Annotated in this window: 28 protein-coding genes; 13 read left to right on the top strand and 15 right to left on the bottom strand. The window is 60.8% G+C overall.

Features of this window, described 5'->3' with window-relative positions; translation table 11 throughout:
- The first annotated feature begins 19 nt into the window (after positions 1–19).
- Positions 20–850, top strand: a complete 831-nt coding sequence (locus RTCIAT899_RS17125) for an aldo/keto reductase (protein ID WP_015341492.1) — start codon at positions 20–22, stop codon at positions 848–850.
- Between the two features lie 83 nt (positions 851–933).
- Here RTCIAT899_RS17125 and RTCIAT899_RS17120 read toward each other — a convergent pair whose 3' ends face one another.
- Positions 934–1560: an NADPH-dependent F420 reductase gene (locus RTCIAT899_RS17120; protein ID WP_015341491.1), complete on the bottom strand. Its 627-nt coding sequence runs from the start codon at positions 1558–1560 to the stop codon at positions 934–936.
- A gap of 99 nt (positions 1561–1659) precedes the next feature.
- Here RTCIAT899_RS17120 and RTCIAT899_RS17115 point away from each other — a divergent pair, with 99 nt between their 5' ends.
- Entirely contained in the window at positions 1660–2556 is an 897-nt protein-coding gene (locus tag RTCIAT899_RS17115) for a LysR family transcriptional regulator (protein WP_015341490.1), read from the top strand.
- Positions 2557–2598: 42 nt separating this feature from the next.
- Here RTCIAT899_RS17115 and RTCIAT899_RS17110 read toward each other — a convergent pair whose 3' ends face one another.
- A complete protein-coding gene (locus RTCIAT899_RS17110) occupies positions 2599–4044 on the bottom strand; it encodes an MFS transporter (RefSeq protein WP_244441423.1) in 1446 nt (481 codons plus the stop codon).
- A gap of 137 nt (positions 4045–4181) precedes the next feature.
- On the opposite strand from RTCIAT899_RS17110, the gene RTCIAT899_RS17105 reads away from it, so the two are divergent.
- Positions 4182–5108, top strand: coding sequence for a LysR family transcriptional regulator (locus tag RTCIAT899_RS17105; protein WP_015341488.1), 927 nt, complete (start codon positions 4182–4184; stop codon positions 5106–5108).
- On the opposite strand, the gene RTCIAT899_RS17100 is transcribed toward RTCIAT899_RS17105, so the two are convergent.
- Positions 5085–5573: a MarR family winged helix-turn-helix transcriptional regulator gene (locus RTCIAT899_RS17100; protein WP_015341487.1), complete on the bottom strand. Its 489-nt coding sequence runs from the start codon at positions 5571–5573 to the stop codon at positions 5085–5087. The genes RTCIAT899_RS17105 and RTCIAT899_RS17100 overlap by 24 nt on opposite strands.
- A gap of 83 nt (positions 5574–5656) precedes the next feature.
- On the opposite strand from RTCIAT899_RS17100, the gene RTCIAT899_RS17095 reads away from it, so the two are divergent.
- A complete protein-coding gene (locus RTCIAT899_RS17095; RefSeq protein WP_015341486.1) occupies positions 5657–6559 on the top strand; it encodes an EamA family transporter in 903 nt (300 codons plus the stop codon).
- A gap of 79 nt (positions 6560–6638) precedes the next feature.
- Here the strand turns inward: RTCIAT899_RS17095 and leuC are convergent, their stop codons facing one another.
- The 4 genes from leuC to RTCIAT899_RS17080 form a co-directional block, all read right to left on the bottom strand.
- Positions 6639–8048 (bottom strand): 3-isopropylmalate dehydratase large subunit, encoded by a 1410-nt coding sequence (gene leuC, locus RTCIAT899_RS17090; RefSeq protein WP_015341485.1) that lies wholly within the window; start codon positions 8046–8048, stop codon positions 6639–6641.
- Between the two features lie 69 nt (positions 8049–8117).
- A complete protein-coding gene (locus RTCIAT899_RS34400; RefSeq protein WP_280117190.1) occupies positions 8118–8240 on the bottom strand; it encodes a hypothetical protein in 123 nt (40 codons plus the stop codon).
- An 83-nt stretch (positions 8241–8323) separates the two neighbouring features.
- Complete coding sequence (locus tag RTCIAT899_RS17085) at positions 8324–9202, bottom strand: amino acid ABC transporter permease (RefSeq protein WP_015341483.1); 879 nt, start codon at positions 9200–9202, stop codon at positions 8324–8326.
- A 34-nt stretch (positions 9203–9236) separates the two neighbouring features.
- Positions 9237–10034 carry a basic amino acid ABC transporter substrate-binding protein gene (locus tag RTCIAT899_RS17080; protein WP_015341482.1) on the bottom strand — a complete coding sequence of 266 codons (798 nt, stop codon included), beginning with the start codon at positions 10032–10034 and terminating at the stop codon, positions 9237–9239.
- 21 nt (positions 10035–10055) lie between these two features.
- Here RTCIAT899_RS17080 and RTCIAT899_RS17075 point away from each other — a divergent pair, with 21 nt between their 5' ends.
- Positions 10056–10250, top strand: a complete 195-nt coding sequence (locus tag RTCIAT899_RS17075; RefSeq protein WP_041677709.1) for a hypothetical protein — start codon at positions 10056–10058, stop codon at positions 10248–10250.
- A gap of 105 nt (positions 10251–10355) precedes the next feature.
- On the opposite strand, the gene rplS is transcribed toward RTCIAT899_RS17075, so the two are convergent.
- The 7 genes from rplS to ffh form a co-directional block, all read right to left on the bottom strand.
- Positions 10356–10898 (bottom strand): 50S ribosomal protein L19, encoded by a 543-nt coding sequence (gene rplS, locus RTCIAT899_RS17070; protein ID WP_015341481.1) that lies wholly within the window; start codon positions 10896–10898, stop codon positions 10356–10358.
- Between the two features lie 302 nt (positions 10899–11200).
- The gene (locus RTCIAT899_RS17065; protein WP_015341480.1) at positions 11201–12073 is read right to left on the bottom strand and encodes a Rossmann-fold NAD(P)-binding domain-containing protein; all 873 of its coding nucleotides are present in this window, start codon (positions 12071–12073) and stop codon (positions 11201–11203) included.
- Between the two features lie 195 nt (positions 12074–12268).
- Positions 12269–12961, bottom strand: a complete 693-nt coding sequence (gene trmD / locus RTCIAT899_RS17060; protein WP_015341479.1) for a tRNA (guanosine(37)-N1)-methyltransferase TrmD — start codon at positions 12959–12961, stop codon at positions 12269–12271.
- Positions 12962–13001: 40 nt separating this feature from the next.
- The gene (rimM, locus tag RTCIAT899_RS17055; protein WP_041678002.1) at positions 13002–13595 is read right to left on the bottom strand and encodes a ribosome maturation factor RimM; all 594 of its coding nucleotides are present in this window, start codon (positions 13593–13595) and stop codon (positions 13002–13004) included.
- A gap of 175 nt (positions 13596–13770) precedes the next feature.
- Positions 13771–14130, bottom strand: a complete 360-nt coding sequence (rpsP, locus tag RTCIAT899_RS17050) for a 30S ribosomal protein S16 (protein ID WP_015341477.1) — start codon at positions 14128–14130, stop codon at positions 13771–13773.
- 125 nt (positions 14131–14255) lie between these two features.
- A complete protein-coding gene (locus RTCIAT899_RS17045) occupies positions 14256–14558 on the bottom strand; it encodes a chorismate mutase (protein ID WP_015341476.1) in 303 nt (100 codons plus the stop codon).
- A gap of 18 nt (positions 14559–14576) precedes the next feature.
- Positions 14577–16157 carry a signal recognition particle protein gene (gene ffh / locus RTCIAT899_RS17040; RefSeq protein WP_015341475.1) on the bottom strand — a complete coding sequence of 527 codons (1581 nt, stop codon included), beginning with the start codon at positions 16155–16157 and terminating at the stop codon, positions 14577–14579.
- A gap of 375 nt (positions 16158–16532) precedes the next feature.
- Here ffh and RTCIAT899_RS17035 point away from each other — a divergent pair, with 375 nt between their 5' ends.
- Both RTCIAT899_RS17035 and RTCIAT899_RS17030 read left to right on the top strand, forming a co-directional pair.
- Positions 16533–17522: a hypothetical protein gene (locus tag RTCIAT899_RS17035; protein ID WP_015341474.1), complete on the top strand. Its 990-nt coding sequence runs from the start codon at positions 16533–16535 to the stop codon at positions 17520–17522.
- A complete protein-coding gene (locus RTCIAT899_RS17030) occupies positions 17519–18535 on the top strand; it encodes an MBL fold metallo-hydrolase (protein ID WP_015341473.1) in 1017 nt (338 codons plus the stop codon). The genes RTCIAT899_RS17035 and RTCIAT899_RS17030 overlap by 4 nt, the downstream gene beginning before the upstream one ends.
- Positions 18536–18715: 180 nt before the next feature.
- Here RTCIAT899_RS17030 and RTCIAT899_RS17025 read toward each other — a convergent pair whose 3' ends face one another.
- On the bottom strand, positions 18716–19159 hold the full coding sequence (locus RTCIAT899_RS17025; RefSeq protein WP_015341472.1) for an SRPBCC family protein: 444 nt from the start codon (positions 19157–19159) through the stop codon (positions 18716–18718).
- Between the two features lie 224 nt (positions 19160–19383).
- Between RTCIAT899_RS17025 and RTCIAT899_RS17020 the strand changes: the two genes are divergently transcribed.
- The 6 genes from RTCIAT899_RS17020 to RTCIAT899_RS16995 all read left to right on the top strand — a co-directional run bounded on the left by RTCIAT899_RS17020 (position 19384) and on the right by RTCIAT899_RS16995 (position 25078).
- The gene (locus RTCIAT899_RS17020; protein WP_015341471.1) at positions 19384–19965 is read left to right on the top strand and encodes a hypothetical protein; all 582 of its coding nucleotides are present in this window, start codon (positions 19384–19386) and stop codon (positions 19963–19965) included.
- A 130-nt stretch (positions 19966–20095) separates the two neighbouring features.
- The gene (gene dapF / locus RTCIAT899_RS17015; protein ID WP_015341470.1) at positions 20096–21001 is read left to right on the top strand and encodes a diaminopimelate epimerase; all 906 of its coding nucleotides are present in this window, start codon (positions 20096–20098) and stop codon (positions 20999–21001) included.
- Positions 20998–22272, top strand: a complete 1275-nt coding sequence (gene mtaB / locus RTCIAT899_RS17010) for a tRNA (N(6)-L-threonylcarbamoyladenosine(37)-C(2))-methylthiotransferase MtaB (protein ID WP_015341469.1) — start codon at positions 20998–21000, stop codon at positions 22270–22272. The genes dapF and mtaB overlap by 4 nt, the downstream gene beginning before the upstream one ends.
- 18 nt (positions 22273–22290) lie before the next feature.
- Positions 22291–23763 (top strand): signal recognition particle-docking protein FtsY, encoded by a 1473-nt coding sequence (ftsY, locus tag RTCIAT899_RS17005; protein WP_015341468.1) that lies wholly within the window; start codon positions 22291–22293, stop codon positions 23761–23763.
- On the top strand, positions 23760–24491 hold the full coding sequence (locus RTCIAT899_RS17000; RefSeq protein WP_015341467.1) for a septation protein A: 732 nt from the start codon (positions 23760–23762) through the stop codon (positions 24489–24491). The genes ftsY and RTCIAT899_RS17000 overlap by 4 nt, the downstream gene beginning before the upstream one ends.
- Positions 24488–25078, top strand: a complete 591-nt coding sequence (locus RTCIAT899_RS16995) for a DUF2585 domain-containing protein (protein WP_015341466.1) — start codon at positions 24488–24490, stop codon at positions 25076–25078. The genes RTCIAT899_RS17000 and RTCIAT899_RS16995 overlap by 4 nt, the downstream gene beginning before the upstream one ends.
- Positions 25079–25206: the final 128 nt, after the last annotated feature.

Here is a 25206-nt window from a genome sequence, read left to right as displayed (position 1 = left end):
CATCCTTTGGAGACTTATCGTGACCACGCAACCGACAATCACGTTCAATGACGGCAATTCCATTCCGCAGGTCGGCCTCGGTGTCTGGCAGACACCGGAAAACGTCGCGCCGATGGCCGTCAGCACGGCTTTGAAAGCCGGCTATCGCCATATCGATACCGCAGCCATCTATGCCAACGAAGATGGCGTTGGCGAAGGCGTGCGCCAGTCCGGCGTTGCCCGCAAGGACATCTATCTCACAACCAAGCTCTGGAATGAGGCACAGGGCTTCGATTCCACGCTGAAGGCCTTCGACGAAAGCCTGAAACGGCTCGGCACCGACTATATCGACCTCTACCTCATCCACTGGCCGTCGCCGCATCGCAACCGCTACCTCGACACCTGGAAGGCTTTCGTCCGTCTCAAGGAAGAAGGCCGCGCTCGTTCGATCGGCGTCTCCAATTTTGCCGCCGCGCATCTCGAACGTATCATCGGCGAGACCGGCGTGACGCCCGTGCTGAACCAGATCGAGCTGCATCCCACCTTCCAGCAGAAGGAACTGCGTGCCGTTCACGACAAACTCGGCATCAAGACCGAATCCTGGAGCCCGCTCGGCCAGGGCAAGCTTCTCGGCAATGCTGTGATCGGCAAGGTCGCCGCCAAGCATGGCCGCACCCCCGCACAGATCATCATCCGCTGGCACATCGACAACGGCCTGATCGTCATCCCGAAATCGGTGACGCCGAGCCGCATCGAGGAAAACCTCAACGTTTTCGATTTCAAGCTCGACAGCGAAGACCTGGCCGAGATGGCCAAGCTCGATTCGGCCAGCGGTCGCATCGGCCCGGACCCGCTGACGGCGAGCTTTTGATCGCAGGTTGCCATCAGTTTATGCAAAGAGGCTCGGAGTGAAGACTCCGAGCCGCTTTTGTCATCCTGGAGTCCTGAGTGTCGTCAGAGCTGAACCCAGGCCGGTGCCACCGTCGGACCTTTGCCGAGAAAGAAGCCGAAGTGGATGTTCATCTCGCCGATCGGCTCGATGAAACGGGCATTGCTGAGCGGACCAGCGTTGACCGGCTCGAAGCCGATGGATTTGACAAGGTCGGATACGGCATGTTTTGCCTTCTCGTCGTCTCCGGCAATGAAGACCTGCAGCACCTTGCCGTTACGTCCCTCGGCGGGCAGCAACGGTGCGAAAATCGTATTGAACGCCTTCACCACCGTGGCCTCGGGCGCTAGCGCCTGAATTTCTTCGGCCGCCGAGCTCGAGTGTCCGATGACGAGACCACGGAAGTCCGCTGTTGCGGGGTTGCTGACATCGACCAGCACCTTTCCCTTGAGATTTCCGGCTTCCTTCAGCGTTTCCGCGATAGCGCCATAAGGCAGCGCCAGTATGACGATATCTGCAAGCTTGACGGCGGCGGCAACTCCGCCCGCTTCGATGCCAGCGCCCAGTTCGGCTGCAAAGGCTGCTGCCTTTGCGGGATCGCGATGGCCGATGATCACGTCAAACCCTGCTCCGGTCAGCAGACGCGCCAGCCCCGCCCCCATATTTCCGACACCAATGACAGCGATTTTCATATTTATCAGCTCCTTGTTGTGACTGACAAATATATAAAATTATCGCCATATCCGGATAAATGGTCTAAATAACTCAATACTTGAAACGGATTGTTTCTAATGGATCGCTTCTCCGGCATGAACGTTTTCGTCAAGGCAGTCGAGCTCGGCTCCTTCAGTGCCGCGGGAGAGGCATTGAACATGTCGCCGCAGCTCGTCGGCAAACATGTGCAATTTCTCGAACAGCATCTTGGTGTTCGGCTTTTGAACCGCACCACGCGTCGTCAGCATCTGACGGAAGTCGGCAGCCAGTTTTACGAGCGCTCGCGCAATATTCTGGCAGAAGTCGAGGCTGCGGAGGCGCTGGCGGCGGAAACTCGGGCCGTGCCACGCGGGAAGCTGAGGGTCAACGCCCCCGTCACCTTCGGTATCCATGCGCTCGCGCCAGCGCTTCCCAAATATCTGAATGCGCATCCGGAGGTTTCGATCGATCTATCGCTAACGAACCGCATGGTGGATCTGATCGATGAGGGCCATGACGCAGTCTTTCGCGTCGGTGAGCTTGCCGACAGCGGGTTGATCGCCCGTCGTCTCGGTCCCTATCGTCTGGTGATCTGTGCTGCACCGAGCTATCTGCGCGCCCAGGGCACCCCCTCCACGCCAGATGATCTTCGAAATCATGAGTGCCTGATCTTCTCGCATACAATGCTCAGGACTCATTGGGATTTTGAAGGACCGGAGGGGAATGTGAGCGTTCCGATCTCCGGCCGGCTGATGATCGACAATGGTGAGGCGTTGCTGAAAGCCGCGCTGGCAGGGCTCGGCATTATCCTACAGTCTTCCGAACTCATCCAATCGAGCTTGGAAGCGGGAGCGCTGGTGCCGCTTTTGCCCGGATATAGCGTGCCGACGCGCCCGCTGCAGGTTCTCTACGCGCCGGATCGCCGCATCACGCCGAAGCTCCGTAGCTTTCTCGACTTCGTTTCGGCGGAATTCGGCGGCCACGGACCGGTGTGACCGGAGGGCGGGATTATCCCCCGCCATCCTCTCGGCTCGTTCTCACGAAACCTCTTGCGCAAGGGTATCACGCCTTGAACGCGCCATGCCTGTGATAGCTACGGCGAGTGCTCCGACGATGAGCAGGGCGCCAACTGCGAAGGTGATCTGCATGCCTGTTGCAATGGCTTGCGGGCTTGCCGTGATAATATCGCTCGTTCCCGACCCCAGCGTGAAGATCGCACCCATGACGGACGCGCCGGTGATCAGGCCGAGATTTCGCGATAGGTTCAGCATGCCCGATATGACGCCGCGCTGCTCGGGCTGTATGTCCGCCATGATCATGGTGTTATTGGCCGCCTGAAACACCGCGTAGTTTGCCGTGACGACGGCGATCGGCCCGATATAGCCGGCCATTCCGAACCTGCCTTGCATTGCCGAGAGCAGGACGAGGCCGGCTATCATGCCGACGAGGCCTGTGATCGTCATGCGGTGAGTGCCAAAACGGTCGACGATACGGCCTGCCGGCACGCCCATCAATGCCGCCACCAGTGGACCCGCCGACATGATGGCGCCGACTTCAGCCGCGTCGAAACCGAGTGCGGAAGAGAGATAGAAGGGGCCGACCACCAGCGTCGCCATCATCACGGTCGAAACCAATGCGCTCATGGCGAGGCCTGCCGTCAGCGTCGAATCGCGAAACATGGAAAGACGAAGCAGCGGCGATTTCACTTTTGTTTGTGCAAGCATGAACAGTGCCGTTCCCAATGCCGTGGCGAGCAGCAGGGCGATATTCACCCTGCCGAAGCTGCCGCGCCCCATGGTCATTGCCAGCGCATAGGCGGCAAGCGTCAGCGCCAGCAGCAGGGTGCCGATCGTATCCGGCCCTCTCTGCGTGGCTTTTGCATTCGGATGATCCGCTGGCAGGAAGCGGGCGGCGAGCAGGGCGTTCGCAATGCCGAGCGGCACGTTGATCAGGAAGATGGTCTCCCAGCCGAAGCTGGCGATCAAGATGCCACCGAGCGACGGGCCGAGCGTAGTGCCGATCGCAGACATCGTGCCGAGCAGGCCCATGGCGCTGCCGGTCCGCTCTTTCGGCACTATTTCGCCGACCATCGCGACAGCGAGCGCCATCATCATGGCGGCACCGAGGCCTTGCAGACCTCTGGCGGCGAACAATAGCCAGAGGGTGGGAGCGACGCCGCAGAAGAGCGAGGCGAGCGTGAAGAGGCTTATGCCGATCAGCAGCAGGCGCCGCCGGCCGAAAATGTCGCCTAACTTTCCGACGCTGACGATCAGTGTGGTGATGGCGAGGAGATAGGCAAGCACGATCCACTGCGCCTGCTGGAAGGAGGCGCCGAATGCCTGGGCAAGTGTCGGCAGAGCGATATTGGCAATGCTGGTGCCGAGCGAAGGCATCAGCATGGAAAGCGAGAGGCTGGCGAGCGCCCAGCGGGTCGAGGGGGCTGATTTTGTATGGCGAGGATCTTCAATGATTGGCGGCAACATGAGCTCCATTTCTAGCGACGTAATAAAACTTCCGGCAGAAAGGTAGCTCTCGACGCGATATGGCGGAACGCGCAGCATTTGCACTTCATTCGTGCGTTTAACGCTATATATTAAACAAACCGTGCTATGCTCACGCCATGTCCACGCCCGATCTCAACCTGCTCGTCACCCTGAATATCCTGCTTGCCGAAGGCAGTGTCGCGCGGGCCGCCCGGCGATTGCGGCTCAGCCCATCCGCCATGAGCCGGCAGCTTGCGCGACTGCGTGAGACGACAGGGGATCCGCTGCTGGTTCGGGCGGGGCGGGGGCTCGTGCCGACGCCGCGGGCGCTGGAGCTGCGCGCGCGTGTCGGTCAGCTTGTGCAGGAGGCGGAAGCGGCCTTGCGGCCCGCCGAAAGCTTGGATCTGAAGCAGCTTGCTCGAATTTTCACGCTGCGCACCCGCGAAGGTTTCGCGGAGAATTTCGGCGCCGAACTGATCGCGCGCATTGCCGAGCAGGCGCCTGGCGTTCGGCTCTACTTCACGCAGAAGCTGGACAAGGACAGCTCGCCTTTGCGCGATGGGACGATCGACTTCGAAACCGGTGTTGTCGGTGACGATACCGGTCCGGAATTGCGAACGCAGGCGCTGTTCCGCGATCGTTTCATCGGCGTGGTCCGAAGTGGACATCCGTTGTGTGAAGGAGAGGTGAGCCCGGAACGTTACGCGGCCGGGCAACATCTTCTGGTATCACGGCGCGGCCTTCAGAAAGGGCAGATCGACGAGGTGTTGGAAGAGTTGGGCCTGAAGCGACAGATCGCAACGATTGTCGGCAGCTTCTCGGCTGCGCTGGCCTTGGCGCGCGCCTCCGACCTGATCGTCAGCGTACCGGAGCGCTATACCGGCAATCTGCGCGTCGGCATGCATAGTTTCGCGCTGCCGGTGCCGACATCCGATGTGACGATCTCGCTGCTCTGGCATCCACGGATGGATGCGGATCCGGCGCACCGCTGGCTGAGGGGCTGCATTCGCGACGTCTGCGCTGGATCGCGTTCGGGGCGATCAACCAGATTCGAAGTCGGCTAAATAATTGCGCAGCAACCGGTCAAAAGCCTTTCGTTCGCCTTCAGAAAGGGTGGAGATCAGGCGTTTCTGCGTTTCGACATGTGCCGTCACCGCCGCATCGATAAGCTCGAAGCCTTTGGGTGTCAGGGATATCAGGAAGCTGCGGCCATCATCCGGGTTCTGGCTGCGAGCGACGAGGCCGGCCCTTTCCAGCTGATCGATGCGATTGGTCATCGTCCCCGACGAGACCATCATCGTTTCCATCAGGTCGCTGGGGGAGAGCGTATAGGGCTCGCCCGAGCGGCGCAGGGTCGCCAGCATGTCGAAGTTCGCCGCGTTCAGGCCGAAGCGGCCGAAGGTCTTCTCCATCTCGCGCGAGAGATGGAGCGCGAGATTGCGCAGGCGCCCGAACAGGCCCATCGCCGTAGTGTCGAGGTCCGGCCGTTCACGGCGCCACTGGGCGAGAATTTTGTCGATGCGATCCATAACGAGATCTCGCCATGAATTTATCTTGACGTCAAGGTATTTCAGATTATCTTGAGGTCAAGGTAAATTTCGAGGCCAAGACCGTGAACCGCAATTTCGACCTGTTGCTCACCGCCATCGCGCCGGCGATCTGGGGCAGCACGTATTTGGTGACGACGCAGCTTTTGCCGGCCGGCTATCCATTGACCGTCGCGATGTTGCGCGCACTGCCCGCCGGCCTGCTGCTGCTCCTCATCGTGCGGCGGCTGCCGCATGGAGTCTGGTGGCTGAAGTCGCTGGTGCTTGCAGCGCTGAATTTCTCCGTCTTCTGGTGGCTGCTGTTCATTTCGGCCTATCGGCTCCCCGGTGGCGTGGCGGCGACTGTCGGTGCCGTCCAGCCGCTGATCGTCATCGTGCTGGCGCGCTTGCTGCTGGGATCGCCGATCCGCAGCCTTTCGATTGTTGCGGCGATTGCCGGCATCGGTGGTGTCGCGCTGCTGATCCTGACGCCGAATGCGACGCTCGATCCGATCGGCATTATTGCGGGCATCGGCGGGGCCTTCTCCATGGCAGCCGGAACCGTGCTCAGCCGCCGTTGGCGGCCCGATGTCTCGCCGCTGACCTTTACAGCATGGCAGCTGACGGCAGGCGGCGTGCTTTTGCTGCCGGTGGCCCTGCTGCTTGAGCCGCCGCTGCCGCATCTGACCGGCGCCAACATTCTCGGCTTCGCCTATCTCGGGCTGATCGGCGCAGCACTTACCTATATTCTCTGGTTTCGGGGTCTGTCACGGCTCGAACCCTCGATGGTCTCGCCGCTCGGCTTCCTCAGCCCGACGACGGCGGTAATCCTGGGGTGGGCCGTGCTCGGCCAGCAGCTGAGCCCGATGCAGATGTTCGGCATCGTCATCGTGCTCGCCAGCGTCTGGCTGAGCCAGCGTGCGCAGCAGGGTCCGATGGCAGGAAATCCCATGCTCAGCGGGAGACAAGCCGTCACATCGAAGCAATAGAGCAGCCGGCGAATTTCCCCCCGACAAACGAAAAGGGCGGCCATCAGGCCGCCCTTTGTCATTCATGCCTTCAGGCCGATCACTTCCACTCGCGGATATCGACGAAATGGCCGGCGATCGCGGCGGCTGCGGCCATGGCCGGCGAGACCAGATGCGTGCGGCCCTTGAAGCCCTGGCGGCCTTCGAAGTTGCGGTTCGAGGTCGAAGCGCAGCGTTCGCCCGGCTTCAGGCGGTCGTCGTTCATGGCGAGGCACATGGAACAGCCAGGCTCGCGCCAGTCGAAGCCGGCAGCCATGAAGATCTTGTCGAGGCCTTCGGCCTCAGCCTGCTCCTTCACCAGGCCGGAGCCAGGAACGATCATGGCGTTGACCGTGGAAGCCACCGTCTTGCCTTCGACGACCTTGGCGACTGCGCGCAGGTCTTCGATACGGCCGTTGGTGCAGGAGCCGATGAAGACGCGATCGACGTTGATCTCGGTTATCGGCGTGCCCGGCTTCAGGCCCATATAGTCGAGCGCACGCCACTTGGAGGTACGCTTGGTCTCGTCCTGGATTTCGTCGGGGTTCGGGACGATGCCCTGAACGGAGATGACGTCTTCCGGGGAGGAGCCCCAGGAGACGATCGGCGGCAGGCTTGCGGCATCGAGCTTGACGATGCGGTCGTAATGCGCGCCTTCGTCGGACTTCAGCGTCTTCCAGTAGGCGATCGCCTGCTCGAGCGCTTCGCCCTTCGGCGCGCGCGGCTTGCCCTTGATATATTCGAAGGTGATTTCATCCGGCGCGATCAGGCCGGCACGGGCGCCGCCTTCGATCGACATGTTGCAGATGGTCATGCGGCCTTCCATCGACAGCGAGCGAATGGCTTCGCCCGCATACTCGATGACGTAGCCGGTGCCGCCGGCTGTGCCGATCTCGCCGATGATGGCGAGGATGATATCCTTGGCGGTGACACCAGGCGGCAGCTGGCCATCGACCTGCACCAGCATGTTCTTGGCCTTCTTCTGGATCAGCGTCTGCGTGGCGAGCACATGCTCGACCTCGGAGGTGCCGATACCATGGGCGAGCGAGCCGAAGGCGCCGTGGGTCGAGGTGTGGCTGTCGCCGCAGACGATGGTCATGCCGGGCAGGGTGAAGCCCTGCTCGGGGCCGATGATGTGAACGATGCCCTGGCGCTTGTCGTTTTCGGAGTAGTACTCCACGCCGAATTCGGCGGCGTTCTTGGCGAGCTGCTCGACCTGAATGCGGCTTTCTTCGTTCTTGATGCCGAGGTGGCGATCCGGCGAGGTCGGGACGTTGTGGTCGACGACAGCCAGCGTCTTCTGCGGCGCGTGAACCTTGCGACCGGTCATGCGCAGGCCTTCGAATGCCTGCGGCGACGTCACCTCGTGAACGAGATGACGGTCGATATAGAGAAGACAGGTGCCGTCGTCCTGCGCGTCAACCAAGTGGTCATCCCAGATTTTATCGTAAAGTGTGCGTGGAGCGCTCATGGCTACAGATCCATATTGGCATTGTCGAAAAAGGGATTGACGGATCAGGACCGCCGGCCTCGGGTGTGATCAGCGAAGTCGGCTGTTGAGCGCGCCCGAAATCATCGCAAAGAAGCGTGCCGGCAGGCGCTTGTGGTCCTGCAGCACGAAAGCCGTGACGTAACGTCCGTCTTTGCTCATGATCTTACTCATGGCGTTGCTCATATCAATTTTCAAAACTTTCGGCAATGGCGACGACAGGCTGTATCGAAGCGGCCGTCATCCAGCCGCACCGATCACACCTGCGCTCCCGGCGGCTGGCCCGCGGCCAGGCGGGGGAAGGCGGAGCGGTCGCTGCCGGAGCGGCGGCGCATCCAGGCTTCGAGCTGCCTGAGCAGCAGCGAGAGGCCGATCGTCAACAGCAGGTAGATGAAGGCAAGGATCGACAGCGTTTCGAAATAGCGGAAATTGGCCGAATAGTAGAGCTTGGCGAGCTGGCTGATATCGGCAACTCCGAGGACCGAAACCAGTGAACTGTCCTTCACCATGGCGATGAAATCGTTCGACAGCGGCGGCAGGATGACGCGGATCGCCTGGGGAAAGACGACCAGGCGAAAGCGCTGGAAGCGACTGAGGCCGAGCGCCTTTGCCGCTTCGATCTGGCCCTGGTCCACCGCCTGGATGCCGGCGCGGAAGATCTCGGCGATGAAGGACGAATAGGCGATGGTCAGCGCGATGATCGTGCGCCAAACGAAGGGCACGTCGCGGGTGGCGAGCGGGCTTGCCCAGCCGGCGGAGATCAATGGCGAGACGACGACGTTATAGACGGCGACAAAGGCCGGCGTGCCGACGAATGCGATGTAGGAAAGCAGCACCAGTATCGGGATGCCGCGCACGATCTCGATATAGAAGCGCGCCACCTGTCGCAGCACGAGGAAATCCGACAGGCCGAGTAGCGCCAGCCCGAGGCCGAGCAGCACGGCCAGCGTAAAAGCCACCAGCGTCACGAAGACCGTGACGCCGATGCCATTCAGCAGAAGAGAGAAAATCTGGGCATAGAGGCCGTTCGCCGCAATTGCGAACGAGGCGACGATGCCGAGGATAGCGAGGGCGACCAGCCACCAGGGAAAGTCTTCCTTGCCGCGGTGCCCGCCCGGGCCTGCCAAAGGCGCCATCAGAGCGGGCTTCCAATATATCGATCTTCAGAATTCATTGGCCCATCTTGTAGTCGAGGAACCACTTCTTGTTCAGCGCGTCGAGCGTGCCGTCGGCCTTGAGGCTGGCGATGGCGGCATTGATCGGGGCGACGAGATCGGAGCCCTTCTGGAAGATAAAGCCGAAATCCTCGGTGCCGAGCGGACCGCCGACGAGCTTCAGGCCGCCATTGGAGGCATCGACATAGCCCTTGCCGGCGGTGCCGTCGGTCAGCACCGTATCGACGTCGCCGGTCTTCAGTGCCTGTACCGTGGCGCCGAAGGTTTCGAAGGTCTTGATGCGTGGATTCTGCTCATTGCCGTCGAGGACTGAATAGACGGCGGTGTAGAAGGGTGTCGTGCCCGGCTGCGCGCCGATCAGGCCGTCCTTGAAGGCGGCGAAGCTCTTGGCGTCCGTGAAACGCTTCTCGTCGCCGCGCACGAGCATAAACTGTTCGGAACGCATATAGGGGTCGGAGAAATCGACCTTCTGCTTGCGGTCGTCCTTGATGGTAATACCGGTCATGCCGATGTTGTACTGACCTTCCGAGACGGCCTGGATCATCGCATCCCAGCTGGTGTTCTGGTACTCGACCTTGAAGTTCAGGCGCTTGGCGATCTCGTTCATCGCGTCGTATTCCCAGCCGATTGCCTTGTTCGTCTTTGGATCGATGAACTGCAGGGGCGGATAGGCATTCTCGGTAACGACGACGACCGTCTTGCCGTTCAGGTTCGGCAGGTCGGCGGCGAAGGCGGCGAAAGGTGCAAGCACGAGGGCGCTGAGGCCCAGAAGGAACGAACGACGGAATGCCATGGAAATCTCCCCGATTAGAGCATGATGCCGAAAAGTGCCCGCGGTTTTCGGACGACATCATGCTCTCCCTATTTGATTCTGGCGCGGATTCAGATTTCAGGTCGATTCGACCTGAAATCATCCGACACCAGCGTGGCCGAAAACTGTCATATTTGGAAAGCGAATGGCAAGGCCATTGCCATGGCTGCGATCATAAAAATGGAAAAGCAACTCTAAGCGGGGAGCTGGTGGAGAAAATTTCTTTCCCGTGGGCGTGAGCCGGACAGCAAAAAGGCGACCCGAGGGCCGCCTTCGAATTTCCCGATCTTTAAAGATCGAAACTTATTCCGCTGCCGGCTCGGCTGCTGCGGCTGCAGCAGCTTCTGCAGCTGCCTTTGCTTCTGCGGCTTCGGCTGCTGCCTTCTCGGCTGCGAGCGCCTGAGCGGCTGCAACCTTCTCGGCTTCGATGCGTGCCTTCTCTTCAGCCAGAGCCTGGCGCTCGGCGTCGTTGAGCTTGCGGGCGCGGGTGCCGGTGTTCTCGACGATACGGGCAGCCTTGCCGCGCAGGTCGCGCAGGTAGTAGAGCTTGGCGCGACGGACCTTACCGCGGCGAACGACTTCGACGCTTTCGATCATCGGCGAGTAAACCGGGAATACGCGCTCGACGCCTTCGCCGTAGGAGATCTTGCGAACCGTGAAGTTTTCCTGCAGGCCGCCGCCGGAGCGAGCGATGCAAACGCCTTCATAGGCCTGAACGCGGGTGCGGTTGCCTTCCGTGACCTTCACGTTGACGCGAACGGTGTCGCCAGCGGAAAATGCGGGAAGGGTGCGCTTGGCTTCGATCTTGGCTGCCTGTTCGGCTTCCAACTGCTGAATGATGTTCATAGTATCAACCTCGTTGTTGCTTCAACAGCCAGAGCGCTCATCATTCTATCTTTGGTCGGACCCTGAGATCACGCCTCGGATATATGCCCGTTCAGGCAGGAGCGAATACGTCTGCTCTTCTTTGCTGGTTGATGGGAAATTTCCCATGCCGGGCGCGCACATACCCTATTGTCACGCGTTTGTCACCCCTTGCGGTGGGAAATTCCAGCGTCAGAGGTGCTTTTCTGCGCACTCGGCGGTATCCCCTTATGCCCATGTAGAGGCCAAACGCTTCGCTGCCGTAATTTCGGCAGCATCCGCGCTCACGTGACGATCCATTCCAGCAGTGCATTTTGCGCGTGCAGCAGAAAAGCCTTGGCAGTCTTACTTTGACACAGCGGATGAGTCATTGCATCGGCCGTCACCTCCTGCCCTCGGGCCACCGGCGGGCATGGCAGAAAGATCGCGTCTGGGCGGCATCGATCGAGGAAGGCGTCGGAAATTCGGTAATCCGACAATTCTGCTGGCGACGCCTCGGTAGGCCAAGAATCGGTGATGATCACATCAGCCTCGAGCAATGCCCTCATATCGGTATCGACGCTGAAATTAGCGTTTAGAAGATCGGAATTCCTGAAATGCCATTGTTCCGGATAGACTTGCATCACTTTGATCGGCAGTGCGATAGAAGCTTCCACCCATGAACATAGTATGTTGGCCTCCGGTGCGACGACAGCGATGCGGAGGTCATCCACGCGACCTCTCCGGCTTCTGATATAGGCAAGGTCGCCTAAGGTTTCGCAGGGATGGTTCGCTTTCGTGCGAGCATTGACAACCGGCATTTGCGTGCTGGCGGCCAGTGTATGAAGAGCGGAGAGAAGCTTGGTTCGGACAACCAGAATGTCGAACCAGTTTTCGAGATAGCCGGCAAGATCCACAGTTTCTTCGCGTGCATTGAAGCCGATCGGCGCTGGCACGCAGATGCCGCCCATGGACTGGATGCCGAGATTAAATGCCGTCGTGTTTCTCCATCCGCTGTCGTCGGCGGTCAGCGCGATACGTTTGCCCTGCAAGCTCTGCGGCATGCGGCGCTCGGTGAAGGCTGCCGCCAGTATGCCGGCGCGCTTGAGGAGGGAAAGGATGGTGTCCGCGGGCAGATCATGGAATTCGAGAAAGCTTTTTCCGAATCGGTCAGGCATACTAGTTCCGCTCGATGAGATTATGTTCATGCAGCCATTTGCACTTGAAAAAGGCCTGCCTGCAAGGGCGCATCCATTGACGGCTGACGCGTGCCGGGAAGCAGAGACTCCCGAACCATCACGATATGGGCTTAATCAGCTTCCTCAAGTTCGGTGCAATTTCACCTGGTCCCGCATCGCACCGACCTGACGCCATTATGTCTTCGATTGCTTGTCCAACAAATCCGGCCGACGCTCCTTCGTCAGTTGCTCGGCCTGCTCTTTCTGCCATTTGGCGATTGCCGCGTGGTTGCCCGAGGTCAGGATGGCCGGAATCTCGCGGCCTTCCCAGATCTGCGGGCGCGTATAATGCGGATGCTCCAGCAGGCCGCCTTCGAAGCTTTCGTGCAGGCCGGAGAGGTCGTTGCCCATGACGCCGGGCAGGATGCGGATGATGGAGTCGAGCAGGATCAGCGCAGCCGGCTCGCCGCCCGAGAGGATATAGTCGCCGATCGAAATTTCCTCGAGGCCGCGGCCGTCGATGACGCGCTGGTCGACGCCTTCGAAGCGGCCGCAGACGATGATGACGCCTTCGCCGTTTGCAAGCTCGCGCACGCGTTTCTGCGTCAGCGGCTTGCCGCGCGGGCTCATCAGCAGACGCGGACGGCTGTCATTTTCGCTCGCGTGGTCGATGGCGCGGGCAAGCACATCCGGTTTCAGCACCATGCCGGCGCCGCCGCCGGCCGGCGTGTCGTCGACGGTGCGGTGCTTGTCGGTGGCAAAATCGCGGATCTGCACGGTGTCGAGCGCCCATTGCCCGCGTTCCATCGCCTTGCCGGCGAGCGACGCGCCGAGATGGCCCGGAAACATCTCGGGATAAAGCGTCAATATGGTCGCCCGGAAACTCATGGCGCAATCACTTCCTAATGAGGTCACTTCCCAATGAGGATCACTTCTTCTTCGGCTTGCTCTGCGGCTTCTCGGGTGTTTCCGGCTTTTCTGGTTTGCCGATCAGGTCGTCGGGGCTGTCGATCAGGCCAGCGGCCAGCGGGTCGATCAGGATCTTGCCGCCCTCGAGGTCGATTTCAAGCACCGCGGCCTCGGAAAAGGGGATCAGCACCGGGCGCTTGCCCGGCCCTTTCAGCTCCAGAAGATCGCCGGCGCCGAAATCATAGACGCCGCTGACCGTGCCGTAGCCGGTGCCCTGGTCGTCGACGGCTTCCAGCCCTTCGAGATCGGCGTAGAAGAATTCGTCGTCGTCGAGTTCATCATCAGGCAGGTTGTCGCGCTCGATATAGAGTTCCAGGCCGTTCAGCGCCTCGGCGGCATTGCGGTCGTTGACGCCGCGAAAGCGCACCACGACCACATTCTTGGCCTCGCGGATTTCCAACACCTCGAAGCTGCGGCCGTCCATGCTGTGGAGGTGGCCGTAATCGCCGAGCGCGGTCGGATCCGACGTATAGGCGCGGGCGCGCACCTCGCCTCTCAAGCCTTGCGCCGCGCCGATGGTGGCCATCAATACCGGGTTTTGCAGTTTCGTCATGGTCTCTTCGCCGATTACCGGGATCATGCAGCAGATCCAAATTGTTCCAGCGACCTTTGCGCGTGACGCGCGGCGCTGTCGTTGGTTCTCTCATAGGCTGAACATTTGCCGATGGGAAACAAAAAACGGGCGGCATGTCGCCATGCCACCCGCTTTCAATCAATGCCAGGTCCGATTACTCGGAAGCAGCAGCGGCGTCAGCAGCCTTCTGAGCCTTTTCGGCAGCGCGCTCCTGAGCCTTCTTGCCCGGCTTTGCCTTTTCCGGGTTGTTCTTGGCTTCGCGCGTCGCGATGCCGGCTTCGTTGAGGAAGCGCAGAACGCGGTCGGTCGGCTGGGCGCCGTGGTCAAGCCAGTGCTTGATACGCTCGGCCTTGAGTTCAACGCGCTTGGCGTCGTCCTTGGCAAGCATCGGGTTCCAGGAGCCGAGGGTCTCCAGGAAACGGCCGTCGCGCGGCGAGCGAGCGTCGGCTACGACAACGTGGTAGTACGGGCGCTTCTTGGAGCCACCGCGGGCGAGACGAATTTTCAATGCCATGTTAATTCTCCTTAGGCTTTTCGTGACCGCTTCGTTGTGCGGTATGGTTACGTCGCGCTGCTTTTTTCGTGCCGTGTAATCCCCGTCGAAAACGTCCCGCGTCTTCTGGGTCACGCGGCCAGGGATTACCCTTTGAAATCCGCAGCGATCTGTTCATGATGCCGGATGACTTCCTTGATGACGAAGTTCAGGAACTTCTCGGCGAAATCCGGGTCCAGATTTGCGTCCTTTGCCAGGCGGCGCAGGCGCTCGATCTGAAATTCTTCGCGCGCCGGGTCAGCCGGCGGCAGGTCGTATTTGGCCTTCAGCACGCCCACTTCCTTCGTGCAGCGGAAGCGCTCGGCCAGCATATGCACCAGTGCGGCATCGATATTGTCGATCGACTGGCGGTAGTTGCCCAGTTGGGCCTTGATGTCTGGATCAATCATGGGGGTCAACGATCCTTCTCACTTCTTCTTCGGCAAACCGGGGAGCCCTGGGAAACCACCGCCGAGGCCGGGCAGCTTGGCGCCACCGAGACCGGGCAATCCACCACCGCCACCGAGGCCCGGCAAACCACCCGGCAGTCCGCCGGGACGACCGAGGCCGGCGGCTTCGGCCTGCTTCTGCAGGGCTTCGAGCTGCTTGGGGTCCATGTTCGACAGGTCGGGCATGCCGCCCATACCACCGCCAAGGCCCATCTTGCCGGCAAGGCCGCCCATCAGCTGCTTCATCATGCCGCCTTTGCCCTTGCCGCCCATCATCTTCATCATGTCCGCCATCTGGCGGTGCATCTTCAGAAGCTTGTTGATGTCGGAGGCGTCGGTGCCGGAGCCGGCCGCGATGCGCTTCTTGCGGGAATGCTTGAGGAGGTCCGGATTGGCGCGCTCGGCCTTGGTCATCGAGGAGATGATGGCGAGCTGGCGCTTGAACAGGCGGTCGTCGAGGCCGGCAGCGGCCATCTTGTCCTTCATGCCCGACATGCCAGGCATCAGGCCCATGATGCCACCCATGCCGCCCATTTTCTGCATCTGGCCGAGCTGATCGGCGAGATCGTTCAGGTCGAACTTGCCCTTGGCCATCTTGGCGGCCATGGCGGCCGCCTTTTCGGCGTCGATATTCTCGGCTGCCTTCTCGACGAGCGAGACAATGTCGCCCATGCCGAGGATGCGGTCGGCGATGCGGCGGGGATGGAATTCTTCCAGCTCGCCCATCTTTTCGCCGACACCGATCAACTTGATCGGCTTGCCTGTCACGGCGCGCATCGAAAGGGCCGCACCGCCGCGGCCGTCGCCGTCCATACGGGTCAGCACGAGGCCGGTGATCCCGACGCGCTCGTCGAAATTGCGGGCGAGATTGACGGCGTCCTGACCGGTCAAGCTATCGGCGACCAGCAGGATTTCGTGCGGATTGGACTTCTTCTTGATATCCGCCATCTCGACCATGAGCGGCTCGTCGATATGCGTACGGCCGGCGGTGTCGAGGATGACGACGTCATGACCGCCGAGCTTGGCGGCCTGTACGGCGCGTGCGGCAATATCGGTCGGCGACTGGCCTGATATGACTGGAAGCGTGTCGATGCCCGTCTGCACGCCGAGCTGGCGCAGTTGCTCCTGCGCGGCCGGACGGCGCGTGTCGAGCGAGGCCATCAGGACCTTCTTGCGGTCGCGGCTCGTCAGGCGGTTGGCGATCTTGGCCGTGGTCGTGGTCTTACCCGAGCCCTGCAGACCGACCATCATAACGACGACTGGGGCAGGCGCATTGAGGTCGATGCCAACGCCTTCGCCGCCGAGCATCTCGATCAGCTCGTCATGGACGATCTTGACGACCATCTGGCCGGGCTTGATCGACTTCAGGATTTCGGCGCCAACGGCCTTCTCGCGGACGCGATCGGTAAAGGAGCGAACGACATCCAGCGCCACGTCGGCTTCGAGCAGCGCGCGGCGAACCTCGCGCAGTGCTGCGGAAACATCGGCTTCCGAAAGCGCGCCGCGGCCTGTCAGTCCATTCAGAATGGAACCAAGACGGTCCTGGAGGTTTTCAAACATCGGTTCTTCCTTATCGATCGCTTGGGATTGGACTTGGCGCAACTTTGCGCGGTTCCTCGCCCGAAAACGTCGTGCTTTTCCATGACGAAAACAAGACGCAAAGCCAAAAAGCACCCGAGGGCGCATCGCGCTGTCGGGTGTTGACCTCCGGGATCTCTTTATACCTTATGGGTCCCGGTCGGTGGCTCGGAGGCTTGTGCTCGTCGCAGATTGCGGGCGATAAACAGGAAAAGGCCGGCAAAGTCAACCCAAGACGGCCGAAATGCCTGAAATGCGCGGGTGAGATCGCGATATCTATCTCGATTTGACCATACCACCGTCTTCCAATTGTTGTATCGATCCCAGCCGTCAAGTGATTCCCCGAGACCGTTCCGAATGAATGATGCAGCCCTGACCGATCTTCTCGCCGCCTGTCGCGCTTACGCCGGCGGGCGGGTCGATGCCCGTTTCAACGCGGCGGCGCAAGCCTTCTACGCGGGCGCCAATGTTCAGCCAAAGATCGTGGCGCGGGCGGCGCGTGAGCTTAGCCGCCTGCCGCCACCTGGAGCCGCCGTTCTTGCCAACATGCTCGGCACCATCGTCGAAAAGGGCGGTGCGGTGGAGCGCAGCGGTCCGGCCGTGTGGGAGCTCTATCTGGCGTGGCTGCCGCAGATCCATCGCGGCTTTGCCGGCCGCAAGGAGCTGAGCCCACGGCAAAGGCAGCTGCTCGACGCTTTTCAGCTGCTCGGCCAATCGGCAGTTTCGCATCTTTCCGGCATGCCGCAGGAGCGTGCGCTCGCAGCTGGCAACAAGGCGCTGATGGCGCAGCTTGCGGAATTGCAGGATTACACGCCGGGGGCGGCTTGGGTTCGTCAAGTGCTTCTGAGCCGCAGCGATGATCTGCTGGTGCTGCACCTGCCGAGCCGCCAGGGTTTTCGCCTGCGGTATGAGAATATCGTCAACTGTTTTCATCTTTTCACGCTCATTCAGGCGGCCTTCAGCGAGCGGCTTCCAGGTGGCCGTGCGCCCAACCGGTTCATTGTCGATATGGCGCGCTGCGTGACCGTGGCCGAAGAGGGGAATGACGAGCCGTGGTGGCGCTACCAGACGGTGCGGCCGGATGAGCCAGGCCTTGCCGATATTTCCGGCGAGCAATCCGTCCAGACGATTTTCCGCATCGATGGCCGGCAGATCATTGTGCTTTCACCTCCGGTCGAAGGCGCGGCGTTGTGGGATACCAGCTTCTTCACGCCGCAGCTTTTTGCCATGCCGGCGGATGTCGTGCTGGAGGAGACGCTGACGCCTTCCGAGGCCGAAGAATGGTTTGCCAAAACCGGCTTTCCAGCCGGCGAGGCGGCAGGTACCCAAGGAGCGGACAAGCCATGACAAGCTCCTCCGGCTCTGCCAGGAAGAATCCCTATTATCAAGGTCCGGTTTCCGACCATTTCGATGGTCGGCGCTTCTTCAATCCCGGCGGTGTCGAGCCGGGCGGACCGCTTGACCTTTTGCGCTGGCAGCTTGGCGGCGGCCGGGTGCGCTGGCCCAATCGTGTCATCAGCGCCTTTCCGCCGGCCAAGCCGGACCGGCATGTCTTCGGCGAGCAGATGCGGGTGACGATGATCGGACACGCCTCGATGCTGGTGCAGATCGCCGGGCTGAATATCCTGACCGATCCGGTCTGGTCGGAGCGGGTCAGCCCCTTCCGCTCCGTCGGGCCGAAGCGCGTGGTGCCGCCTGGCATCCGCTTCGAGGATCTGCCCCATATCGACCTCGTGCTGGTGACGCATAATCATTACGACCACCTCGATCTCCTGACCCTTGCCCGCCTGCAGCAGGCGCATCGGCCAAAGATCGTTACGCCGCTCGGCAATGACACGATCATCCGTCGCGCCGTTCCCGATGCCGACATCACCGTTGTCGACTGGGGCGATCGCGTGGAGGTCAGAGGTGGCGTGACGATCGATGCCGAGCCTTGCCATCATTGGTCGGCGCGTGGCATGGGCGACCGGCGCATGGCGCTCTGGGCGGCATTCGTGCTGACCATGCCAGCAGGCAAGATCTATCATGTCGGCGATACCGGCTTTCACGATGGTATCAATTACGAGGCTGCCCGGCAAAAACATGGCGGCTTTCGCCTCGCGATCCTGCCCTTCGGCGCCTATGAGCCGCGTTGGTTCATGAAGGGCCAGCACCAGAATCCGGAAGAGGCGGTCAAGGGCATGAAGCTCTGCAACTCAGCCTATGTCGCCGGCCATCACTTCGCGACCTTCCAGCTGACGGATGAGGGCATCGATGCGCCCGTTCATGCGCTGGATGCCGCGCTGAAGGCCGAGGGCGTGGAGCCGGATCGGTTTCGCCCGCTCAGGGCAGGCGAGGTTTTCGATGTGCCTGTTGGCTGAGCGTTGGCGCTTGGGCCGAAAGTTCCTTCTCCCCTCGTGGAAAATGTGCCGTCAGGCGGATGAGGGGGTGTTTGCCAAAAGCACGAAAATCCATGAATTCAAATCAGCCAATCCCCCTCATCCGACCCTTCGGGCCACCTTCTCCCCGAGGGGAGAAGGGCTTTTCAGCATCGATGTGCCTTACTGCGTAATCTCAGGCTCAACCAGTTTCGCCAGATTGATCAGCGATTCCTGCCAGCCGAGATAGCAGGCTTCCGGCGGGATGACATCGGGGATGCCGGCCTGGGTGATGTTGACCTCGGTTCCCACCAGCACCTTTTTCAACGTCACCGTCACTTCCATTTGGCCAGGCAGGTTGGGGTCGTCGAACCTGTCTGTGTAACGCACCAGTTCGCCGGGAACGAGCTCGATATATTCACCGCCGAAAGCGTGGACTTCGCTGGTCGTAAAATTGCGGAACGACATCTTGAAGGTGCCGCCGACTTTTCCTTCGAAGTGATGCACGCTGCAGGCAAAGCCGTTCGGCGGCAGCCACTTGGCCAGCGCATCCGCTTCGATGAATGCGCGATAGACCTTTTCCGGGCTGGTAGCGAGGACGCGGTGCAGGCTTATGGTATTCGGCATGGTCATAATCCCTGTGGTTTGACGGAGTGGACGAGCCTAGGACGTGCGGGGGTTACGGTGATCCGACATGCAGAGTGAAATTTTTTGAGGTAGTCGGTTATCGGGCAAAACCGGCTATATAGCGATGGCCTCGAAGGCTGACTTCAATCGCTTCTAGCGTATTGAAACAGCAACCGAAAGCATACCATATAGGCACTGACGGTAGTTTGACGAGTGATTGCTGGATGAATGAGTCAATAAGCGGAAATGCAGGGCGTCCGCTTGGCAAACCAATGAGGATCCTTTTCGGGACTTGGCTGTTGCTCGGCATTCTACCTTTTCCCGTCGCCATGGGCGGTATGGTATTGGGCTATCGTTTCCTTCCATCGGCCGAATGGGCTTCGAAGACCAGTACCTTTGGCAATTTCACGGGTTTGGCGCTGGGGATATTGATGTGCGGACTCTCCCTGGTCCGGCAAGATCTAATACCAGGAGGCGATATCAAGAAAGCCGGAGTCGTTTTATTCTCCCCTCTGTTCGGTTTTGTTTTGGGGAGGAATGCGGCGCTCGTCGCTGGACCGATGGTCTTGGCTTTGGTGGCAGGGCATCACGTGGAGCTGCCTTATACAATAGCACGCGCTAATAGGCCTAATGAGCGTCACTGCAATTCGCCGTTGGAACTTCAAGGGTTGCTATTTACCTTCGACAGATTATGTGGTGTCCCCGATGAGATCAGGAAAAGTCTCAGGCCTGGTATGCACATCGTAGTCGAAGGCCACGGCACCAGCTACGGCGTTTTCGCAAGCACATTTCGCCGAGACGATTGAGGTTAGCGGTTCGCCTTCCTCTCCTTGTTATCATCAAGGCTGGCGTCGCAAGCCGAAGGATTATCACCCCACTGGTAATTCCCCCGCATTTCCGCCATATACAGCTCGAAACACGGATGGACATGACATCATGAGCAATACGGTCGAATTCGCGAGGATGAACGGGCTTGGCAACAAGATCCTGGTCGTCGACATGCGCGGCCGCAAGGATGTGGTGACGCCAGCGGCGGCGATTGCGCTCAATGCCGATCCTGCCACCCAGTTCGACCAGATCATGGCGATCCACGATCCGAAGCTGCAGGGCACCGACGCCTGGATCGATATTCTCAACTGCGACGGCACGAAGGCGCAGGCTTGCGGCAACGGCACGCGCTGCGTCGTGCAGGCCCTGGCAGCCGAAACCGGCAAGAAAGTTTTCACTTTTCAGACCGTCGCCGGCATCCTCAATGCTCGGGAGCATGAGGACGGTACGATTTCGGTCGATATGGGCGCGCCCGTCTTTGCTTGGGACAAGATCCCGCTTGCCGAGGAATTTGCCGATACCAGCCGCATCGAGCTGCAGATCGGGCCGATCGACAATCCCGTCCTGCATTCGCCTTCCGTGATGTCGATGGGTAATCCGCATGCGATCTTCTGGATCGACAAGGACCCGATGTCCTTCGATCTCGATCGCTTCGGTCCGCTGCTCGAAAACCACCCGATGTTTCCCGAGCGCGCCAATATCACGCTGGCGCAGGTGCTTTCGCCGACGCTTGTGCGCACCCGCACCTGGGAGCGCGGCGCCGGCTTGACGCTTGCCTGCGGTTCGGCCGCCTGTGCCGCCGCCGTCAGTGCCGCGCGCACCGGCCGCACCGGCCGCAAGGTGACAATCGACGTCGCCTCGGCGCCTGCGCCGGGCAAGCTCACCATCGAATGGCTAGACAGTAACGACCATGTCGTCATGACCGGGCCTGCCGAATGGGAATGGTCCGGTACCGTCGATCCGGTCACCGGCAGCTTCTCGCGCGATGAAGAGCAGGGGGCTCAGGCGCGGTGAGCGGGGTCGAGGTCATTACCTTCGGCTGTCGTCTCAATACCTATGAATCCGAAGTGATGAGGGCCGAGGCAGAGAAAGCCGGGCTCAACAACGCTATTTTGGTCAATACCTGCGCCGTAACCGGCGAGGCCGTGCGGCAGGCGCGGCAGGCGATCCGCCGGGCGCGGCGCGACAATCCGCATGCGCGCATCATTGTGACAGGCTGCGCGGCGCAGACCGAGAAGCAGACCTTTGCCGAAATGACTGAGGTGGATGCCGTTCTCGGCAACGAGGAGAAGCTGAAAAGCGCTTCCTACCGCTCTCTGCCGGATTTCGGCGTTTCGGCCGAAGAAAAGCTGCGCGTCAACGACATCATGAGCGTGCGGGCGACAGCACCGCAGATGATACGCCATATCGATGGCCATGTGCGCGCTTTCATCCAGGTGCAGAATGGCTGCGACCATCGCTGCACCTTCTGCATCATCCCCTATGGCCGCGGCAATTCGCGCTCGGTGCCGATGGGCGCCGTTGTCGACCAGGCGCGTAACTTGGTCGAGAGTGGTTATCGCGAGATCGTACTGACCGGCGTCGATGCCACGAGTTATGGCGCCGATCTGCCGGGTGCGCCGACGCTCGGTTTGCTAGCCAAGACGCTGTTGAAGCAGATCCCTGAGATCCGCCGGCTGCGGCTCTCCTCGATCGACAGCATCGAGGCCGATCAGCATCTGATGGATCTGATCGCCGATGAGCCGCGCTTCATGCCGCATCTGCATCTCTCGCTGCAGCATGGCGATGACATGATTCTCAAGCGCATGAAGCGGCGGCACTCGCGCGCTGACGCTATCGGCTTCATCGAGGACGTGCGTCGGCTCCGCCCGGAGACGAGCTTCGGCGCCGATATGATCGCCGGTTTCCCGACTGAGACGGAAGAGATGTTCGCCAATGCCGTCGGCCTGGTTGAAGAGGCCGGCATCGCGCATCTGCATGTCTTCCCCTATAGCCCACGCCCGGGCACGCCGGCTGCCCGCATGCCGCAGCTCGATCGCGGCCTGATCAAGGAACGCGCCGCCCGTCTGCGCGAGGCTGGACAGAGATTGCACCAGGCGCATCTCGACAAGATGGTCGGCACGCGACAATGGCTGCTTGTAGAGAATGGCGGACTGGCGCATACCGAAAACTTCACGCTTGTCGCCGCCCCTGGCCTTCGGCCGCGCGACCTTGTGCAGGTCGCAATCACCGGCCACAATGGCAAGCATCTCGACATGCAACTTCTGGCCGCCGACGCGGCCTAATGCTTCAACGGACACTTCATGGCGCTCGGTTTCATCAAAAAAGTCTTCACCTTCGGCCGCGAAAGGCCGGCCGAGGAGCAGGCGCCTGCGGAGGATTTGGCTCGGGTTGAGGCGCCTGTTGTCGAGCAGGAGGCGGAAGTTTCGCCGGCTTCCGAGTTTGTCGAGCCTGCGTCACCCCCCTCTGTCCCTTCGGGACATCTCCCCCACAAGGGGGGAGAGCGTTTGGAGGATGCCGCGCCTGTTCAGAAGGACCAGCAACCGGCTGAGCAAGAAGAAGTCGTTGTTTCGCACGAGGTTGAGGCTTCCGAGCTAGCTGCAGACAATGATGTTGATGCTCTACCGGAGCCAATTTCCGGCACTGAAGCTGATGTGACCTCGGAAGAAACCACCGTCGAACCGATCTCCCCCCTTGTGGGGGAGATGTCCGACGGGACAGAGGGGGGTGACGAAGGTGCGGCAGATACGGACTTAACGTCGAAAGACAGCGACACCGCCCCCAACCTCCCCAAGGGTTTCTCCACCTCCGCGCCCGAGCCCATCCCCGAAGCGCCAAAACAGAAACTCTCCTGGTTCCAGCGCCTGCGCGCCGGGCTGGCGCGCACCTCGTCGCAGCTAAGCGGCCAGATCGCGGCACTCTTCACCAAGCGCAAGCTCGACGATCAGACGCTGCAGGATCTGGAGGATCTGCTGATCCAGGCCGATCTCGGCGTTGAGACGGCGATGCGCGTCACCGATACGCTGGCCTCCGAGCGCTACGGCAAGGATGTGACCGGCGAAGATGTCGGCCGCATCATGGCGCAGGAAATCGCCAAGGTGCTGAAGCCTGTGGCAAAGCCGCTGCAGCTAGACCTCAGCCACAAGCCGCATGTCATTCTCGTTGTCGGCGTCAACGGCACCGGCAAGACGACGACGATCGGCAAGCTGGCGGCAAAGCTCTCCGGCGCAGGGCTGAAAGTCATGGTCGCCGCCGGCGATACGTTCCGCGCGGCTGCCATCGAGCAATTGAAGATCTGGGCGGACCGTACCAAGTCGGAATTCATCGGCACCAAGCTTGGCGCGGATGCTGCAGGCCTTGCCTTCGATGCCTTCCAGCAGGCCAAGGCCAACAAGAGCGATGTGTTGATCATCGATACGGCCGGCCGCCTGCAGAACAAGGCGGAGCTGATGGCCGAGCTCGAAAAGATCGTGCGCGTGCTCGGCAAGCTCGATCCGGATGCGCCGCATACCGTGCTGCAGACGCTGGATGCGACCACGGGCCAGAACGCGCTGAACCAGGTGGAGATCTTCCGCAACGTCGCCGGCGTCAACGGGTTGATCATGACCAAGCTCGACGGCACGGCGCGCGGCGGCATTCTCGTCGCCATCTCCGCCAAGCACAAGCTGCCGGTGTATTTCATCGGCGTCGGCGAAGGTGTAGATGATCTCGAGCCGTTCGAGGCCGAGGATTTTGCCCATGCCATCGCCGGTACGGGGGCTGTAAGCAGCCAATGAATGACAAGAACGAATTCGATAACAAGTTCGATGACAGGGAAAGTGCCGCAATGACGACCAGCGACAGCGATCTCACCCCAAGTGCTGCCGACAAACACCACCCCATGCTGAAGCTGGTGCTGGAACTCGGGCCGTTGCTGGTGTTCTTCTTCGGCAATCTGCGCGGCGACTGGCTTGTGCAGCATTTCCCGCAGCTGGCAGCGCTCGGCGGCCCGCTTTTCGTCGCCACCGGCCTGTTCATGGCGGCGACGGTGATTTCGCTCATCGTTTCGAAGGTCATGCTCGGTCATCTGCCGCTCATGCCTTTCGTCTCCGGCATCGTCGTGCTGATCTTCGGCGCGCTCGGCATCTACCTGCAGAACGAAACCTTCATCAAGATGAAGCCGACCATCGTCAATGCGCTGTTCGGCGTGGCGCTGCTTGGCGGCCTTGCCTTCGGCAAGTCGCTGCTCGGCTATGTCTTCAATGCCGCCTTTCAGCTGGATGCCGAGGGCTGGCGCAAGCTGACGCTGCGCTGGGGCATTTTCTTCTTCGTTCTGGCCGTGCTCAACGAAGTCGTCTGGCGCGGCTCGAACTGGCTTTATCTTCCAGACACCAAGGCCGCAGATAGTCTCTGGGTGAACTTCAAGGTCTGGGGAACGATGCCGATCACGATCCTCTTCACCCTGTCGCAGATGCCGCTGATCATGAAGCACACGATCGAACAACCGGCGGAAAACGGTAAATGAGCGAAGCCATCGACGCCCAAAGCCGATACCGGCAGCAAAGTTTCTGGTTCATCGCCTGCGCCGCCGTTCTTCTCGTGCAGATCGTCGCGGAATATATGATGGGCCGCGTGCCGATCTGCACCTGCGGCTACGTGAAGCTCTTCGAGCCGGTTGTAAAATCCAGCGGCAATTCGCAGCATATCGCCGACTGGTACACCCCGTCGCACATCATCCACGGCTTCCTCTTCTTCGGGCTCACGCATCTGATCATGCGCGGCAAGCCGCTGTCGATGCGGCTCTTCGTTGCCATGCTGATCGAATCCGGCTGGGAAATCCTTGAAAATTCCCCGATCATCATCAACCGCTACCGCGCCGCGACGATCTCGCTCGACTACGTCGGCGACAGCATTCTCAACTCGTCGATGGATGCCGTGTTCATGGTGGTCGGATTCCTGTTTGCCTGGCGCGCACCGGTGCTGGTGACGGTCGTCATCGCCATCTTCTTCGAGCTGCTCACCGGCTATTTGATCCGCGATAACCTCACGCTCAACGTGCTGATGCTGGTCTGGCCGGTCGAGGCGATCAAGACGTGGCAGGGTGGGTTGTAGTTTTTACCCTCGCCCCATCGGGAGAGGGTGGCGCGGTAGCGCCGGGTGAGCGGGCGTTATCGGGAAAATGCCTTTTGCTTGTCCCTCAGGCCTGTCGTTGCTTCGCCTCTCGGCCCCCTCATCCGCCC

The organism is Rhizobium tropici CIAT 899 (assembly GCF_000330885.1).
In the GTDB taxonomy this organism is placed as follows: Bacteria; Pseudomonadota; Alphaproteobacteria; order Rhizobiales; family Rhizobiaceae; genus Rhizobium; species Rhizobium tropici.
This window is presented reverse-complemented; position numbering and strand designations above follow the sequence as displayed.